This window comes from Pseudomonas sp. GW822-FHT06B12, from assembly GCF_058799675.1.
In genome coordinates, this window is sequence record NZ_JBXALR010000002.1 from 389,958 (window position 1) to 405,605 (window position 15,648).

Consider the following 15,648-nt stretch of genomic DNA (forward strand, 5'->3'; position numbering starts at 1 on the left):
GGGTCGCCCCTTGCTTACCTTGAATGCCCTGACGCCTAATTCATTCTTTACCCTGGATGTCCAAAAGCCTTGATTCGTCTGCTGAAATTTTTCGGGTGGTCCATCGTCGCCGTTTTCTGCGGACTGCTCCTCGGTCTGAGCGGCGCGTTTCTTTACCTTAGTCCGGGATTGCCGTCCGTGGAGGCGCTGAGAAGCATTCAGTTGCAGATTCCTTTGCGGGTCTACAGCAGCGACGGCAAGTTGATCGCAGAATTTGGCGAAATGCGCCGCACGCCAATCCGTTTCGCCGACATTCCCCCCAATTTCATCAATGCGTTACTAAGTGCTGAGGACGACAACTTCGCCAATCACTATGGCGTCGATCCCAGCAGCCTGATGCGTGCCGCGACCCAATTGGTCAAAAGCGGACACATTCAATCCGGCGGCAGCACCATCACCATGCAGGTGGCGAAGAACTTCTTCCTCACCAGCGAACGCAGCTTTTCGCGCAAGACCACAGAAATCCTCCTGGCCCTGCAAATCGAGCGTCAGCTGACCAAGGACGAGATCCTTGAGCTCTACGTGAACAAGATCTATCTGGGCAACCGCGCCTACGGCATCGAGGCAGCGGCGCAGGTGTATTACGGCAAATCGATTCGTGACGTCAGCCTGGCGCAGATGGCGATGATCGCCGGCCTGCCGAAAGCCCCTTCGCGCTTCAACCCGCTGGCCAACCCTGCGCGCAGCAAGGAACGTCGCGACTGGATTCTGGGCCGCATGTACAAGCTCGGGAAAATCGACGAGGCGGCGTATCAGACCGCGATCAACGAGCCGCTGAACGCCAGCTATCACGTGCCGACGCCGGAAGTGAACGCGCCGTACATCGCTGAAATGGCCCGCGCCGAAATGGTCGGCCGTTATGGCGCCGATGCCTACACCGAAGGTTTCCGCGTTACCACTACCGTACCGAGCAATCTTCAGGAAATGGCCAACACCGCCGTTCATGAAGGCTTGATCACCTACGACCAGCGTCACGGCTACCGCGGCCCTGAATCCCGCCTGCCGGGCAAGACGCCCGCCGCCTGGGCCACAGAGCTGACCAAGCAGCGCACCATCAGCGGCCTGGAACCGGCCATTGTCACCCTGGTCGAGAAAAACGGCGTGCAGGTCCTGACCCGCAGCGGCGAAGAACATGTCAGCTGGGACAGCATGAAATGGGCGCGCCCTTTCCTGAATACCAACAGCATGGGCCCGGCACCGAAGCAGCCATCGGACGTTGCGCAGGTCGGCGATCTGATCCGCGTACAGCGCCAGCCGGACAATGCCCTGAAGTTCAGCCAGATCCCGGTCGCCCAGAGCGCGCTGGTTTCTCTTGATCCACAGAATGGCGCCATCCGCGCACTGGTCGGCGGCTTCGCTTTCGAGCAGAGCAACTACAACCGCGCGATGCAGGCCAAGCGCCAACCGGGTTCGAGCTTCAAGCCATTCGTCTACAGCGCTGCACTGGACAACGGCTACACCCCGGCAAGCCTGGTGAACGACGCGCCAATCGTGTTCGTCGACGAGTATCTGGACAAGGTCTGGCGCCCGAAGAACGACACCAACACCTTCCTCGGCCCGATCCGCATGCGTGAAGCGCTCTACAAGTCGCGCAACCTGGTGTCGATCCGCCTGCTCCAGGCGATGGGTGTCGATCGCACCATCGACTACATCAGCAAGTTCGGTTTCAACAAGCAGGACCTGCCGCGCAACCTGTCGCTGGCCCTGGGCACCGCGACGCTGACGCCGATGGAAATCGCCACCGGCTGGAGCACGTTTGCCAACGGCGGCTACAAGATCACCCCGTACATCATCGACAAGATCGAAAGCCGTAACGGCGACACGCTGTTCGTCGCCAATCCGCCAAGCGTGCCGAAGGGCGATATCGCCAGCAGCGGGATCGCAGCGCCAGTGAGTAACACGTTTACGGTCAACCCGACGCCAGGCGAAGCCCCGGTGGCGCAAACCACCGTACAAGCACCGGCCGTCGCGGAACGGATCATCGACGGGCGCACCACCTTCATCCTCAACAGCATGCTTGAAGACGTGATCAAGCTCGGTACCGGGCGTCGCGCCCTGGCCATGGGCCGCAGCGACATCGCGGGCAAGACCGGGACCACCAACGAATCCAAGGACGCGTGGTTCTCGGGCTACAACGCCGATTACGTGACCACGGTCTGGACCGGTTTCGACCAACCGGAAAGCCTTGGCAAACGCGAGTTCGGTGGCACCGTCGCACTGCCTATCTGGATGAACTACATGAGCGCCGCACTCAAGGGCAGGCCACCGCACACCCAGGCCGAGCCGGAAGGCATCCTCAGCCTGCGGGTTGATCCGGTCAGCGGCCGTGCAGCCACCCCAAGCACGCCAGGCGCCTACTTCGAACTGTTCAAGGCCGAAGACACGCCACCATCGGTCAACGAGCTGGGCAACGGCAATGCCCCGGGCAGCCCACTGCCAGCGGATGAAGCGGCACCGATCGACCTGTTCTGATCACACAGCCCCACCAAAAAGCCCCGCTCTTCGTTTGAAGGCGGGGCTTTTTAGCGTCTGGAGTTCGTACCCCCAACCACTCAGGCCGCGAAGATCAAAAGATCGCAGCCTGCGGCAGCTCCTACGAAGATCATCACCAGCGGCGCGCCTTTACCACTCAGGCCGGCTGTCAGGCCGCCGTGCTTTGCTTTTGATCTGCCCGCCCCTTCGGGAGGCCGAGTGGAGGTGTTCATCAGGGGGGTGGCGCGCAGCGCCGTCAGCGAAGCTGACTCCGCCGCAATGCGGCGCCCCCTGATGGACGCCGGAGCGAGGGTACGCCGAGCCTAGGCGAGGTGCCGGACGCTTGGGGCGAAGCCTTTTGCTTACTTTTCGGCGTCTGGAAAAGTGAGGCGCCGTAAGGGCGAAACCGCCAGTAGCCGTTACCGCAGGAATGGATATATACACCTGCAAGAGATTGGTCGGCTATCAGGCCGCCATCGCGAGCAAGCTCGCTCCCACAGTTTTGATTGAGGTACATCTGCCGGAGATTGGGCTGCTGTCAGGCCGTCTTCGCGAGCAAGCTCGCTCCCACAGTTTTGAGCGGTGTGCATCGGCAAAAGACAGGCATAAAAAAACCCCGACTCGCGAAAGCCGGGGCCTTTTGGGGACGCTACAAAGGCTTAGCCGTTGAACACGTCATCCACGCTTTTCAGCGGGTAGTTCTTCGGATACGGCAGAGTCGCAACACCCGTCTCGATCGCAGCCTTGGCCACAGCATCCGAGATCACAGTGATCAGACGCGCATCCATTGGCTTCGGAATGATGTACTCACGACCGAATTCCAGCTTGATACCGCCATAGGCGTCGCACACTTCCTGAGGCACTGGCAGCTTGGCCAGTTCACGCAGGGCGTTGGCCGCAGCCACTTTCATCTCTTCGTTGATGCGCTTGGCGCGAACGTCCAGAGCACCACGGAAGATGAACGGGAAGCCCAAAACGTTGTTCACCTGGTTCGGATAGTCCGAACGGCCGGTAGCCATGATCACGTCGTTACGGGTCGCGTGAGCCAGTTCCGGAGCGATTTCCGGATCAGGGTTCGAGCACGCGAACACGATCGGGTTGGCCGCCATCAGCAGCAGGTTTTCAGCGCTCAGCAGGTTCGGGCCGGACAGACCAACGAACACGTCCGCGCCCTTCAGAGCGTCAGTCAGAGTGCGCTTGTCGGTCGCGTGAGCGAAGACCGCCTTGTACTGGTTCAGGTCGTCACGCTCGGAGTGGATCACACCGGTACGGTCAACCATGAAGATATTTTCGATCTTGGCGCCCATGCTCACCAGCAACTTCATGCAGGAGATAGCGGCAGCACCAGCGCCGAGGCAAACGATCTTCGCTTCCGGCAGGGTTTTACCAGCGATTTCCAGGGCATTGATCATGCCGGCAGCGGTAACGATCGCGGTGCCATGCTGGTCATCGTGGAACACCGGAATGTCGCACTGCTCGATCAGAGCACGTTCGATCTCAAAGCACTCAGGCGCCTTGATGTCTTCCAGGTTGATGCCACCGAAGGTGATGGAGATACGCTTGACGGTGTCGATGAAGGCTTGCGGGCTTTCGGAGTCGACTTCGATGTCGAACACGTCGATACCGGCAAAGCGCTTGAACAGCACGCCTTTACCTTCCATTACCGGCTTGGAAGCCAATGGGCCGAGGTTACCCAGGCCGAGAATCGCGGTGCCATCGGAAATGACTGCAACCAGGTTGCCTTTGCCGGTGTATTTGTAGGCCAGTTCAGGATCGCGGGCGATTTCGCGTACTGGTTCGGCTACGCCGGGGCTGTAGGCCAGCGACAGGTCGCGAGCGGTAGCGGTGGCCTTGGTGAGCTCGACACTCAGCTTCCCTGGACGAGGATGGGCGTGATATTCGAGAGCGGCAGTTTTCAAATCAGACATGTGGGCATTCCGCTTTTACTGTTGGACAGACGGACCGCCGAGGATACTCGTGTCGTAAAGTCCCCACAAGACTGACCAGTCACCCCTGTCAAGGGCCCTACCCTACGACTTTGGGCCAAGAGCCACAGAACACAAGGGCTCAACTGTTCACAATCAACTTTAGAAATGTCTACAATTTCTTTTTACGGCACGGCTTGCAGCATGGCCGGATGGGTCAACGGCAACAGCCAGCGCGCCTGACCGGTTTCCAAACCACCGCGCTTTGAGCGATCGAGCACCCAGCCACGCGCCTCGATCCGCTTACCGTTGAGCCGCTCCAGTGCCACCGGATCAAATTGGCCGAGCAGATTGGGTGCAACGTGCAATACAACCGAACCCTGCAACTCGATCCAAATACCGCCACGATTGCGCTGAACCTTGCTCACACGACCACTGAGCAGAGCAAAACCCGACGTATTGATCTGCTCCGTTTTCAGTACAGGCGACTGCCGCCAAAGCCCCAGTCCGGCCTGCCGAGCACTGCGTTCGGCGGCCTGCTGGCAACTGACAAAATCGACGTTCGGCACCACCGCCACCAGGTAGCCGAGGCCCTCGGCAAGCATCTGCGCTTCGAGATTCGCACCGCTGGCGCTGAAAAGATGACCCAGGGTCCGCCCATAGCGATCCTTGCCCTCTTGACCCGCCAGCAAACCCAACCGTCCGTCGCTCGCCGCCACCAAGGCTTCCAGACGCTTACGCGCAGCCACGGCGAAAGGCTCGTCGGAGCGACCTTTTTTGCCCAGTTCCGGGGTATTCAAACCGATCATGCGCACGCTGCGGCCGTCGTTCAGGCGCACCGTGTCGCCATCCACCACGCGCTGCACGTGGACGGCTTCCAGGCCATTGGGCGCCAGGCAGAAAGCCTGAGCACCGGAAAGCCAAATCGCAGACATAAAAAAGGCGCCCGCGAGGGACGCCTTTTTTATCAGTCTGGAGAAGCCGAAACGACTCTCCAAAATGATCAGCCTTAGGCTTTTTTGCCGAAAGCACCGAAACGATCGGCGAACTTCTGTACACGGCCGCCAGTATCCAGAGTCTTCTGCTTACCGGTGTAGAACGGGTGGCACTCGTTGCATACGTCGATCGCCAGAGGCTTGGCCAGGTTCGAACGAGTTTCGAACTTGTTGCCACAGCTGCAGGTAACTGCGGTGATTTCGTATGTTGGATGGATATCGGCTTTCATGGTGTCTTCCTCGGGTAGCGTGCCGCCACTCAACACTATTGTTGAATACCGCACGTAATTAGGCCGCGGATTCTACCAGACCTTTGCAATCACGCAAGCTGTCCCTCAATCCAGTCGTCTGCTAGGCTCCCGGCCTCAAGCGCAATCCCTGTGGGAGCGGGCTTGCTCGCGAAGAGGGCGTAACATTCAATGCCTCAGCTGACTGTTACACCGCTTTCGCGAGCAAGCCCGCTCCCACAAGTCGCGCCCGGCCCTTCACTTATTGCCTGTTTATCGAGATCCCCCCGCGTGCCCGACGCCATTTTGCGCCTCGCCCTGCCTTCGCCCCTGCGCCGCCTGTTCGACTACCGTGCCCCGGCGGGAGTCCTGCGCGCGCATTTGCATCCGGGCATGCGGTTGCGGGTGCCGTTCGGCCGCCGCGAGATGATCGGGATACTGGTGGAAGTCACCAGCCACAGCGAAGTCCCGGCCGACAAACTCAAACCGGCACTGGCCCTGCTCGACGCCACTCCACCATTACCGGCGGCGCTGTTCAAGCTGTGCCTGTGGACATCCCAGTATTACCAGCACAGCCTCGGCGACACCTTGAGCTGGGCGTTGCCGGTATTGTTGCGTCAGGGTGAAATGGCCGAGGCGCGCCAGGAACGTTTCTGGTCGATCACCCCGGGCGCGAAACTGGATGATCCGCGTATCGCCCGCGCTCCGCGTCAACGCGAGGCGCTGGCGACGCTGGCCCAGCATCCTCATGGCGTTGCCCATCAACTGCTGAGCAAGTTGATGTTGAGCAAAGACAGCCTCGACCTGCTGCTGGCCAAAGAACTGGTGCAGGTGGAGATCCGCAAACACGCGCCCGGCGAGCGTCACGAACACTGGCTGGCGCAACCGGAGTTGCCGCTGAACCCGGAACAGCGCGCCGCGTATGAAGCGATCCGCGCAGGTTTCGACAGTTTCCATGCGTTCCTGCTGGCCGGTGTCACCGGCAGCGGCAAGACCGAAGTCTATTTACAACTGATCCGTGAAACCCTTGAGGCCGGCAAACAAGCACTGGTGCTGATCCCCGAAATCAACCTCGGGCCGCAGACCCTGGCGCGCTTCGAGCAGCGCTTCAATGCGCGTATTGCCCTGGTGCATTCGGCCGTCAACGACCGCGAGCGGCTGGAATCCTGGCTCGCTGCCCGGGACGGCGAGGCCGACATTATTATCGGTACCCGCTCGGCGCTGTTCACACCAATGAAGAACCCCGGGCTGATCATCATTGATGAAGAGCACGACGGCTCTTATAAACAGCAAGAAGGTTTGCGCTATCACGCCCGCGACCTGGCATTGGTGCGAGCGCGGCAGGAAAACATCCCGATTGTCCTCGGCTCGGCGACTCCGTCACTGGAAAGCCTGCACAACGCCTACACCGGCCGTTATGGGCTCTTACGTCTGAACGAGCGCGCCGGCGGGGCGAAACAACCCCGCTTCCTGCGACTGGACGTCAAAAGTCGCCCGCTGGACAGTGGCATTTCCGGACCGATGCAACAGGCCATCGGTCAGACACTCGCCGCCGGCCAGCAAGTATTGGTGTTCCTCAACCGTCGTGGCTTTGCACCCACCCTGCTTTGTCACGACTGCGGCTGGATGTCCGAATGCCAGCGCTGCGATGCGCGCATGACCGTGCACCAACGCTCCGGCGAACTGCGCTGCCACCATTGCGGTTATGTCGAGCGTGTCCCTCGGCATTGCCCGAAATGCGGCAAGGTCGATTTGCGCCCCGTGGGTGCTGGCACCGAGCGCGCCGAGGAGCGTCTGGGGATTCTGTTCCCGGACTACCCGGTGTTGCGGGTCGACCGCGACAGCACTTCGCGCAAGGACGCGATGAATCAGCTGTTCGCGACTATCCAGAAAGGTCAGCCGTGCATTCTGGTGGGCACGCAGATGCTCGCCAAAGGGCATCACTTCCCACGGGTAACGCTGGTGTCGATTCTCGATGCCGACGGCGGACTGTTCTCCGGCGACTTCCGCGCCAGCGAACGCATGGCGCAGTTGATCGTGCAGGTGGCGGGGCGTGCCGGTCGCGCCGAAGAGCCGGGCAAAGTGATCATCCAGACCCACCTGGCTGACCACCCACTGTTGGTACAGCTGACCGAGCAAGGTTATTTCGCCTTTGCCGAGCAGGCCTTGAGCGAGCGCCGGTCCGCCGGGCTGCCGCCGTTCGCGCACCTGGCGCTGCTGCGGGCTGAAGCCCACAAACCGGGGCAAGCCGAAAGCTTCCTTGATGAAGCGTGCAGCGAGGCGGAACGATTGCTGGCTGAGCAAAACCTGAGCGGCATCGAACTGCTCGGCCCGGTACCGGCACCGATGGAGCGTCGGGCCGGGCGTTATCGTGCGCAATTATTGTTGCAAGCCACGGCACGGGCACCGCTGCATCGATTGCTGAGCGCCTGGTTGCTGGTGCTAGAGCAGATGCCGGGCGGGCGGGCGGTGCGCTGGTCTTTGGATGTCGATCCGGTCGATTTGTATTGATAGCGAGATCGCCATCGCGAGCAGGCTCGCTCCCACAGGGGGTTTGTGGTGAGCACAAAATGTAAGACCACCCAAGATCCACTGTGGGAGCGAGCCTGCTCGCGATGACGGCCGAATAGTCACCACATATCCATAACCTGCCTGCTATGGTTGGCAAGCCCGACTTCGCAACGGATAATGCCCAGTTTTTCCACCTGCGCATTGATGCGCCGCCGCTCTGCGGTTGAAAGAGAAGACCATGAAAGACACCATTCGCCAGTTGATCCAGCAAGCCCTCACCCAACTCGTTACCGACGGTGTGTTGCCTGAAGGCCTGACGCCGGCGATTCAGGTGGAGAACTCCCGTGACAAGACTCACGGCGACTTCGCCAGCAACATCGCCATGATGCTGGCTAAACCTGCCGGCATGAAACCGCGCGATCTGGCGGAAAAAATCATCGCCGCGCTGCCGGTTGACGAAAACGTCAGCAAAACCGAAATCGCCGGCCCGGGCTTCCTCAACTTCTTCCAGAACACCCAGGCCCTGGCCTCGCGTCTGGACGCCGCTCTGGCCGACGCTCAAGTCGGCGTGCGCAAGGCAGGTTCCGTGCAGCGCACCGTGGTCGACTTGTCGGCGCCGAACCTGGCCAAAGAGATGCACGTCGGTCATTTGCGTTCGACCATCATCGGCGACGGCGTGGCGCGCGTGCTGGAGTTCCTCGGCGACACGGTGATCCGCCAGAACCACGTGGGCGACTGGGGCACCCAGTTCGGCATGCTGATGGCGTACCTGCAGGAAAACCCGATTACCAGCGACGAGCTGTCGGACCTCGAAAATTTCTACCGCGCCGCCAAGCAGCGTTTCGACGAATCCGCAGAGTTCGCCGACCGTGCCCGTGGCCTTGTGGTCAAGTTGCAAGCCGGCGACGCCGAATGCCTGGCGCTGTGGACCAAGTTCAAGGACATCTCGCTGTCCCACTGCCAGAAAATCTACGAACAGCTGAACGTCAAACTGACCATGGCCGACGTGATGGGCGAAAGTGCCTACAACGACGACCTGATCAACGTGGTCAACGACCTCAAGGCCAAAGGCATGCTGGTCGAGAGCAACGGCGCCCAGTGCGTGTTCCTCGACGAGTTCAAGAACGCTGACGGCGACCCGCTGCCGGTGATCATCGTCAAGGCCGACGGCGGCTACCTCTACGCCACCACTGACCTGGCGGCCGTGCGTTATCGCAGCGGCGTGCTGAAAGCCGATCGCGCGCTGTACTTCGTCGACCAGCGTCAGGCCCTGCACTTCCAGCAAGTGTTCGAAGTGGCGCGCCTGGCCGGCTTCGTGACCCATCCGATGGAAATGGAGCACATGGGCTTCGGCACCATGAACGGCGCCGATGGCCGTCCGTTCAAGACCCGTGACGGCGGCACCGTGAAGCTGATCGACCTGCTGAACGAAGCCAAGGAACGTGCCTACACGCTGGTGAAGGAAAAGAACCCTGAATTGGCTGAAGCCGACCTGCGCAACATCGCCAAGGTGGTGGGCATTGGCGCGGTGAAATACGCCGACCTGTCCAAGCACCGCACCAGCGACTACAGCTTCAACTTCGACCTGATGCTGAACTTCGAAGGCAACACCGCGCCGTACCTGCTGTACGCCTACACCCGTGTGGCTGGCGTATTCCGCAAACTCGGCAAGGACTTCAGCGAAGTCGAAGGGCAGATCGTTCTCGAGGCTGCTCACGAACACGAACTGGCCGCCAAGCTGGCGCAGTTTGGTGAAGTGCTGAATAACGTCTGCGACAAGGGCACGCCGCACATTCTTTGCACCTACCTGTACGACGTTGCCGGTCTGTTCTCCAGCTTCTACGAGAACTGCCCGATCCTCAGCGCCGAAACACCGGCACAGATGCAGAGCCGCTTGCGCCTCGCCGCATTGACCGGTCGCACTCTCAAGCAAGGCCTGGAACTCTTGGGCCTGGAAACTCTGGAGCGTATGTAAGTTGGCTGCCAAGAAAAAACCAGCACCAAAGCGTGGCGCCAGCCGTTACCAAGCTCCTGCAAAAAAGCCGATTCCGGGATGGCTGTGGATGGCCATCGGCCTGACCGTGGGTGCATTCATCGTATTCCTGATGAAGCTGGAGCCGGGTAAAAGCAGCGAAAGCGTCAAACGCGAGAAAGTGGAGCAACAGAAAGCCACCAAGATCGCCGAGGCCAACAAGACCCCGCCGAGCCCGACGCAACCAGTGAAGCCGAAATACGACTTCTACACGTTGCTGCCGGAATCGGAGGTCATCGTGCCGCCGGATGCGGTGCCGGAGAAAACCCTGCCGACGCCGCAGACCGCACCTGTTGCGCCTGTTGCGCCTGTTGCGCCGGTAACGCCGGCAGAAGCGGCGAAGATCGACACCGCACGCGCCCAGGCAGCCCTGAGCGGCGTCACTCCGCCGCCAGCACCACCGGTGGCGAAAGCCGCGCCTGTGACCAAGTTCTTCCTGCAAGCGGGCTCGTTCCGCAAGCAAGCTGATGCCGACAAGGTCCGCGCGCAGATCATTCTGCTCGGCCAGGCAGTTTCGGTAGAGTCCGGCACGGTGAAGGACGAAACCTGGTTCCGCGTACTGGTCGGCCCGTTCAGCAACCGCGAACAGCTGACCACCGCACAGAAACAACTGGCCGGCAGCGGTTTCAGCAACCTGTTGTTACAACAACGCCAAAGCCGCTGATCAGCTGCCACCGCAGCTCCGCAGGAGACACAAATCCCTGTAGGAGCTGCCGCAGGCTGCGATCTTTTCAGAGTCACAGGGTGCGTCTGGGCAACGGGCCAACAGCAAGATCAACAGATCGCAGCCTTCGGCAGCTCCTACGCCGCTTGTCCCCTGCAGTTGAAAAACGCTCCACCACCCCCATATGAGTTTGCATAAGGCATTTTCGCCCCGCTGCGTGGAGACTCTTCCCTTGACCACCATCGTTTCAGTTCGCCGCCACGGCAAAGTCGTCATGGGCGGCGACGGCCAGGTTTCTCTCGGCAATACCGTGATGAAAGGCAACGCGAAGAAAGTTCGCCGCCTGTACCACGGTCAGGTCATCGCCGGTTTTGCTGGCGCCACCGCTGACGCCTTTACCCTCTTCGAACGTTTCGAAGGCCAGCTTGAGAAGCACCAGGGCCACCTGGTTCGCGCCGCTGTCGAACTCGCCAAAGAATGGCGCACCGACCGCTCCCTCAGTCGCCTTGAAGCGATGCTTGCGGTCGCCAACAAAGACGCTTCCCTGATCATCACCGGCAACGGCGATGTGGTCGAACCCGAAGAAGGCCTGATCGCCATGGGTTCCGGCGGTGGTTACGCTCAGGCCGCAGCCAGCGCCCTGCTGAAGAAAACCGATCTGTCGGCCCGCGAAATCGTCGAAACCGCCTTGGGCATCGCCGGCGACATTTGTGTCTTCACCAACCACAACATCACCATTGAGGAGCAGGACCTCAGCGAATAAGCCTGTTTCGGCCATTACGCCACGGCATTCATTCTTGCTTGAGGACCACCCATTACCATGCCAATGACTCCCCGCGAAATCGTCCATGAACTCAGTCGCCATATCATCGGCCAGGACGATGCCAAGCGCGCCGTCGCCATCGCCCTGCGTAACCGCTGGCGCCGGATGCAGTTGCCTGAAGAGCTGCGCGTTGAAGTAACGCCCAAGAACATCCTGATGATCGGCCCGACCGGTGTCGGCAAAACCGAAATCGCCCGTCGCCTGGCCAAACTCGCCAACGCGCCGTTCATCAAGGTCGAAGCGACCAAATTCACCGAAGTCGGCTATGTTGGCCGTGACGTCGAATCGATCATTCGCGACCTCGCCGATGCAGCGATCAAGCTGCTGCGCGAACAGGAAATGGTCAAGGTTCGCCATCGCGCCGAAGACGCCGCCGAAGAGCGCATTCTCGACGCACTGCTGCCGCCGGCACGCATGGGCTTCAGCAACGAAGACGCCGCGCCGGCCCAGGATTCCAACACCCGCCAACTGTTCCGCAAGCGTCTGCGCGAAGGTCAGCTGGATGACAAGGAGATCGAAATCGAAGTGGCCGAAGTGTCCGGCGTCGATATCTCCGCGCCACCGGGCATGGAAGAAATGACCAACCAGTTGCAGAGCCTGTTCGCCAACATGGGCAAGGGCAAGCGCAAGAGTCGCAAGCTCAAGGTCAAGGAAGCGCTGCGGCTGGTGCGCGACGAAGAAGCCAGCCGCCTGGTCAATGACGAAGAGCTCAAGGCCAAGGCCCTGGAAGCGGTCGAGCAACACGGCATTGTGTTCATCGACGAGATCGACAAGGTCGCCAAGCGTGGCAATTCCGGCGGTATCGACGTATCCCGCGAAGGCGTACAGCGCGACTTGCTGCCGCTGATCGAAGGCTGCACGGTCAACACTAAACTGGGCATGGTCAAAACCGACCACATCCTGTTCATCGCCTCCGGTGCGTTCCACCTGAGCAAGCCGAGTGATCTGGTGCCCGAGCTGCAAGGTCGTCTGCCGATCCGCGTCGAACTCAAGGCCCTGACCCCGGAAGACTTCGAGCGCATCCTCAGCGAGCCGCACGCGTCGTTGACCGAGCAATACCGTGAGCTGCTGAAAACCGAAGGCGTGACCATCGAGTTCCTGCCGGACGGTATCAAGCGCGTGGCAGAGATCGCCTGGCAGGTGAACGAGAAGACCGAGAACATCGGTGCCCGTCGCCTGCACACCCTGCTCGAGCGTCTGCTCGAAGAGGTGTCGTTCAGTGCCTCTGATCTGGCCAGCACCCACAGTGAAGAGCCGATCCGCATCGACGCTGACTACGTCAACAGCCACCTCGGTGAATTGGCGCAGAACGAAGACCTATCCCGTTATATCCTGTAGGTCATTTCTACTGTGGTACGGGACCTGTGGGAGCGAGCTTGCTCGCGATGAGGCCATAACGTTCAACATTGATGTTGAATGTCACACCGCCATCGCGAGCAAGCTCGCTCCCACAAGGGCCTCCATAAAGACGGACTACCGGCCCCATGACGACCAAACTCCCCACCGATATCAAACTGCACAAAGCCTCGAAAACCCTGGAGCTGAAATACGCGCCCGATGAGGTCTATCACCTGAGCGCAGAATTTTTGCGCGTGCACTCTCCTTCCGCCGAGGTCCAGGGCCACGGCAAACCTATCCTGCAATTTGGCAAGATCGGCGTAGGCCTGAACAAGGTCGAACCGGCCGGTCAGTACGCACTGAAATTGACCTTCGATGACGGCCACGACAGCGGCCTGTTCACCTGGGAATATCTATACGAGCTGGCGCGACGATATGACGCACTCTGGGACGACTATCTTGCCGAGCTCAAAGCCGCCGGAAAAACCCGCGACCCAAACGAGTCTGTCGTCAAGCTGATGCTCTAGATCAGGGCTTTCGCTCTTTAGAGGGCATTTTCTAATTTCATCTGATTGAATGCTGGGCCGCGACGCCGAGGATCGGCCCGCTTGCGAAAAAAATTAAACTCGGGTAACCAATGGAGCTGGCAAGTTCCGTGCAGTGCTCTCTGAATTAAAAAGCAGCGATACGCAATTAACGGTCACCCGAGCGCGTACCTGGCATTTGCTGTGTGACTGCACAGCAGGCCTCAGGTACTCGTCTCAGGACAATGGAGCGTCGTAGATGAGTAACAAGAATAACGATGACCTGAAATATCAAGCCTCGGAAAATACCCTGGGGCTAAATCCGGTCATCGGCTTGCGTCGAAAGGATCTGCTTACCTCTGCCCGCATGGTGCTGACCCAGGCCATCAAACAACCCATCCATAGCGTCAAGCATGTCGCGCACTTTGGCATTGAGCTCAAGAACGTGATGCTCGGTAGATCCGAGTTGCAACCGGAAAGCGATGACCGTCGCTTCAACGATCCGGCGTGGAGTCAGAACCCGCTCTACAAACGTTATCTGCAAACTTACCTGGCGTGGCGCAAGGAACTCCACGACTGGATCGGCGACAGCAAACTGTCCGAGCAGGACATCGCCCGCGCGCACTTCGTGATCACCCTGATGACCGAAGCCATGGCCCCGACCAACAGCGCGGCCAACCCTGCTGCCGTCAAACGCTTCTTCGAAACCGGCGGTAAAAGCCTGCTCGACGGCCTCTCTCACCTGGCCAAGGATCTGGTGCACAACGGCGGCATGCCAAGCCAGGTCAACATGGGCGCCTTCGAGGTAGGCAAGAGCCTGGGCACCACCGAAGGCGCGGTGGTTTTCCGCAACGATGTACTGGAGCTGATCCAGTACCGGCCAATCACTGAACAAGTACTCGAACGCCCACTGCTGGTGGTGCCACCACAGATCAACAAGTTCTACGTTTTCGACCTGAGCCCGGACAAAAGCCTGGCGCGCTTCTGCCTGCGCAACAACGTGCAGACTTTCATCGTCAGCTGGCGCAACCCGACCAAGGCTCAACGTGAATGGGGCCTGTCGACCTACATCGAAGCGCTCAAGGAAGCGGTCGACGTGGTCACCGCGATCACCGGCAGCAAAGACGTGAACATGCTCGGCGCCTGCTCCGGCGGCATCACCTGCACCGCACTGTTGGGTCACTACGCAGCGATCGGCGAGAAGAAGGTCAACGCCCTGACCCTGCTGGTCAGCGTGCTCGACACCACCCTTGATTCCCAGGTCGCGCTGTTCGTCGACGAACAAACCCTCGAAGCCGCCAAGCGCCATTCCTATCAGGCCGGTGTGCTCGAAGGTCGGGACATGGCCAAGGTCTTCGCCTGGATGCGCCCCAACGACCTGATCTGGAACTACTGGGTCAACAACTACCTGTTAGGCAACGAGCCGCCAGTCTTCGACATTCTGTTCTGGAACAACGACACCACCCGGTTGCCTGCGGCGTTCCACGGCGACCTGATCGAATTGTTCAAAAACAATCCACTGATCCGGCCCGATGCACTGGAAGTGTGCGGCACGCCCATCGACCTCAAGCAGGTCACGGCCGACGTCTACTCCCTGGCGGGTACCAACGACCACATCACACCGTGGAAGTCGTGCTACAAGTCGGCACAACTGTTCGGCGGCAAGGTCGAATTCGTGCTGTCCAGCAGCGGCCATATCCAGAGCATTCTGAACCCGCCGGGCAACCCGAAATCCCGTTACATGACCAGCACCGACATGCCGACCCATGCCAACGACTGGCTAGAGAACTCAACCAAGCACACTGACTCCTGGTGGCTGCACTGGCAGGCCTGGCAGGCCGAGCGTTCGGGCAAACTGAAAAAAGCCCCGACCGTACTCGGCAACAAGACCTATGCGGCAGGTGAGGCATCGCCGGGAACATACGTGCATGAACGCTAACTGACACACCGCGACCTCATGTGGGAGCGAGCTTGCTCGCGATGACGGCGTCACCTTCGGCCAATTTGCTGACTGACACACCGCTATCGCGAGCAAGCTCGCTCCCACAGGGGACGAGCAAGCATTAGCGACAACGACCCAACCCACAGGGCCTGAAGC

At 60.2% G+C, this 15,648-nt stretch carries 11 protein-coding genes; 8 read left to right on the top strand and 3 right to left on the bottom strand.

Translation table 11 applies throughout. The features are described 5' to 3' along the window. Nucleotides 1–72 precede the first annotated feature (72 nt). Complete coding sequence (locus tag AC1RKH_RS06440; protein WP_493062246.1) at nucleotides 73–2,511, top strand: penicillin-binding protein 1A; 2,439 nt, start codon at nucleotides 73–75, stop codon at nucleotides 2,509–2,511. Nucleotides 2,512–3,170: 659 nt separating this feature from the next. Here the strand turns inward: AC1RKH_RS06440 and AC1RKH_RS06445 are convergent. The 3 genes from AC1RKH_RS06445 to rpmE form a co-directional block, all read right to left on the bottom strand. Beyond that, a complete protein-coding gene (locus AC1RKH_RS06445) occupies nucleotides 3,171–4,439 on the bottom strand; it encodes a malic enzyme-like NAD(P)-binding protein (RefSeq protein WP_493062010.1) in 1,269 nt (422 codons plus the stop codon). A gap of 182 nt (nucleotides 4,440–4,621) precedes the next feature. Then, complete coding sequence (locus AC1RKH_RS06450) at nucleotides 4,622–5,371, bottom strand: thermonuclease family protein (RefSeq protein ID WP_493062009.1); 750 nt, start codon at nucleotides 5,369–5,371, stop codon at nucleotides 4,622–4,624. A 74-nt stretch (nucleotides 5,372–5,445) separates the two neighbouring features. After that, on the bottom strand, nucleotides 5,446–5,661 hold the full coding sequence (gene rpmE / locus AC1RKH_RS06455) for a 50S ribosomal protein L31 (RefSeq protein WP_054595223.1): 216 nt from the start codon (nucleotides 5,659–5,661) through the stop codon (nucleotides 5,446–5,448). Between the two features lie 288 nt (nucleotides 5,662–5,949). On the opposite strand from rpmE, the gene AC1RKH_RS06460 reads away from it, so the two are divergent. The 7 genes from AC1RKH_RS06460 (at nucleotide 5,950) to phaC (ending at nucleotide 15,489) form a co-directional block, all read left to right on the top strand. Continuing rightward, complete coding sequence (locus tag AC1RKH_RS06460) at nucleotides 5,950–8,169, top strand: primosomal protein N' (protein WP_493062008.1); 2,220 nt, start codon at nucleotides 5,950–5,952, stop codon at nucleotides 8,167–8,169. 238 nt (nucleotides 8,170–8,407) lie between these two features. Beyond that, nucleotides 8,408–10,144, top strand: coding sequence for an arginine--tRNA ligase (gene argS / locus AC1RKH_RS06465; protein ID WP_493062007.1), 1,737 nt, complete (start codon nucleotides 8,408–8,410; stop codon nucleotides 10,142–10,144). 1 nt (nucleotide 10,145) lies between these two features. After that, nucleotides 10,146–10,865, top strand: coding sequence for an SPOR domain-containing protein (locus AC1RKH_RS06470; RefSeq protein WP_493062006.1), 720 nt, complete (start codon nucleotides 10,146–10,148; stop codon nucleotides 10,863–10,865). Between the two features lie 232 nt (nucleotides 10,866–11,097). Next, nucleotides 11,098–11,628: an ATP-dependent protease subunit HslV gene (hslV, locus tag AC1RKH_RS06475; protein WP_123423947.1), complete on the top strand. Its 531-nt coding sequence runs from the start codon at nucleotides 11,098–11,100 to the stop codon at nucleotides 11,626–11,628. Between the two features lie 57 nt (nucleotides 11,629–11,685). Further along, entirely contained in the window at nucleotides 11,686–13,026 is a 1,341-nt protein-coding gene (gene hslU, locus AC1RKH_RS06480) for an ATP-dependent protease ATPase subunit HslU (protein ID WP_493062005.1), read from the top strand. Nucleotides 13,027–13,172: 146 nt separating this feature from the next. Further along, the gene (locus AC1RKH_RS06485; RefSeq protein WP_493062004.1) at nucleotides 13,173–13,553 is read left to right on the top strand and encodes a gamma-butyrobetaine hydroxylase family protein; all 381 of its coding nucleotides are present in this window, start codon (nucleotides 13,173–13,175) and stop codon (nucleotides 13,551–13,553) included. A 256-nt stretch (nucleotides 13,554–13,809) separates the two neighbouring features. Continuing rightward, entirely contained in the window at nucleotides 13,810–15,489 is a 1,680-nt protein-coding gene (phaC, locus tag AC1RKH_RS06490) for a class II poly(R)-hydroxyalkanoic acid synthase (RefSeq protein ID WP_493062003.1), read from the top strand. The last annotated feature ends 159 nt before the right edge of the window (nucleotides 15,490–15,648 follow it).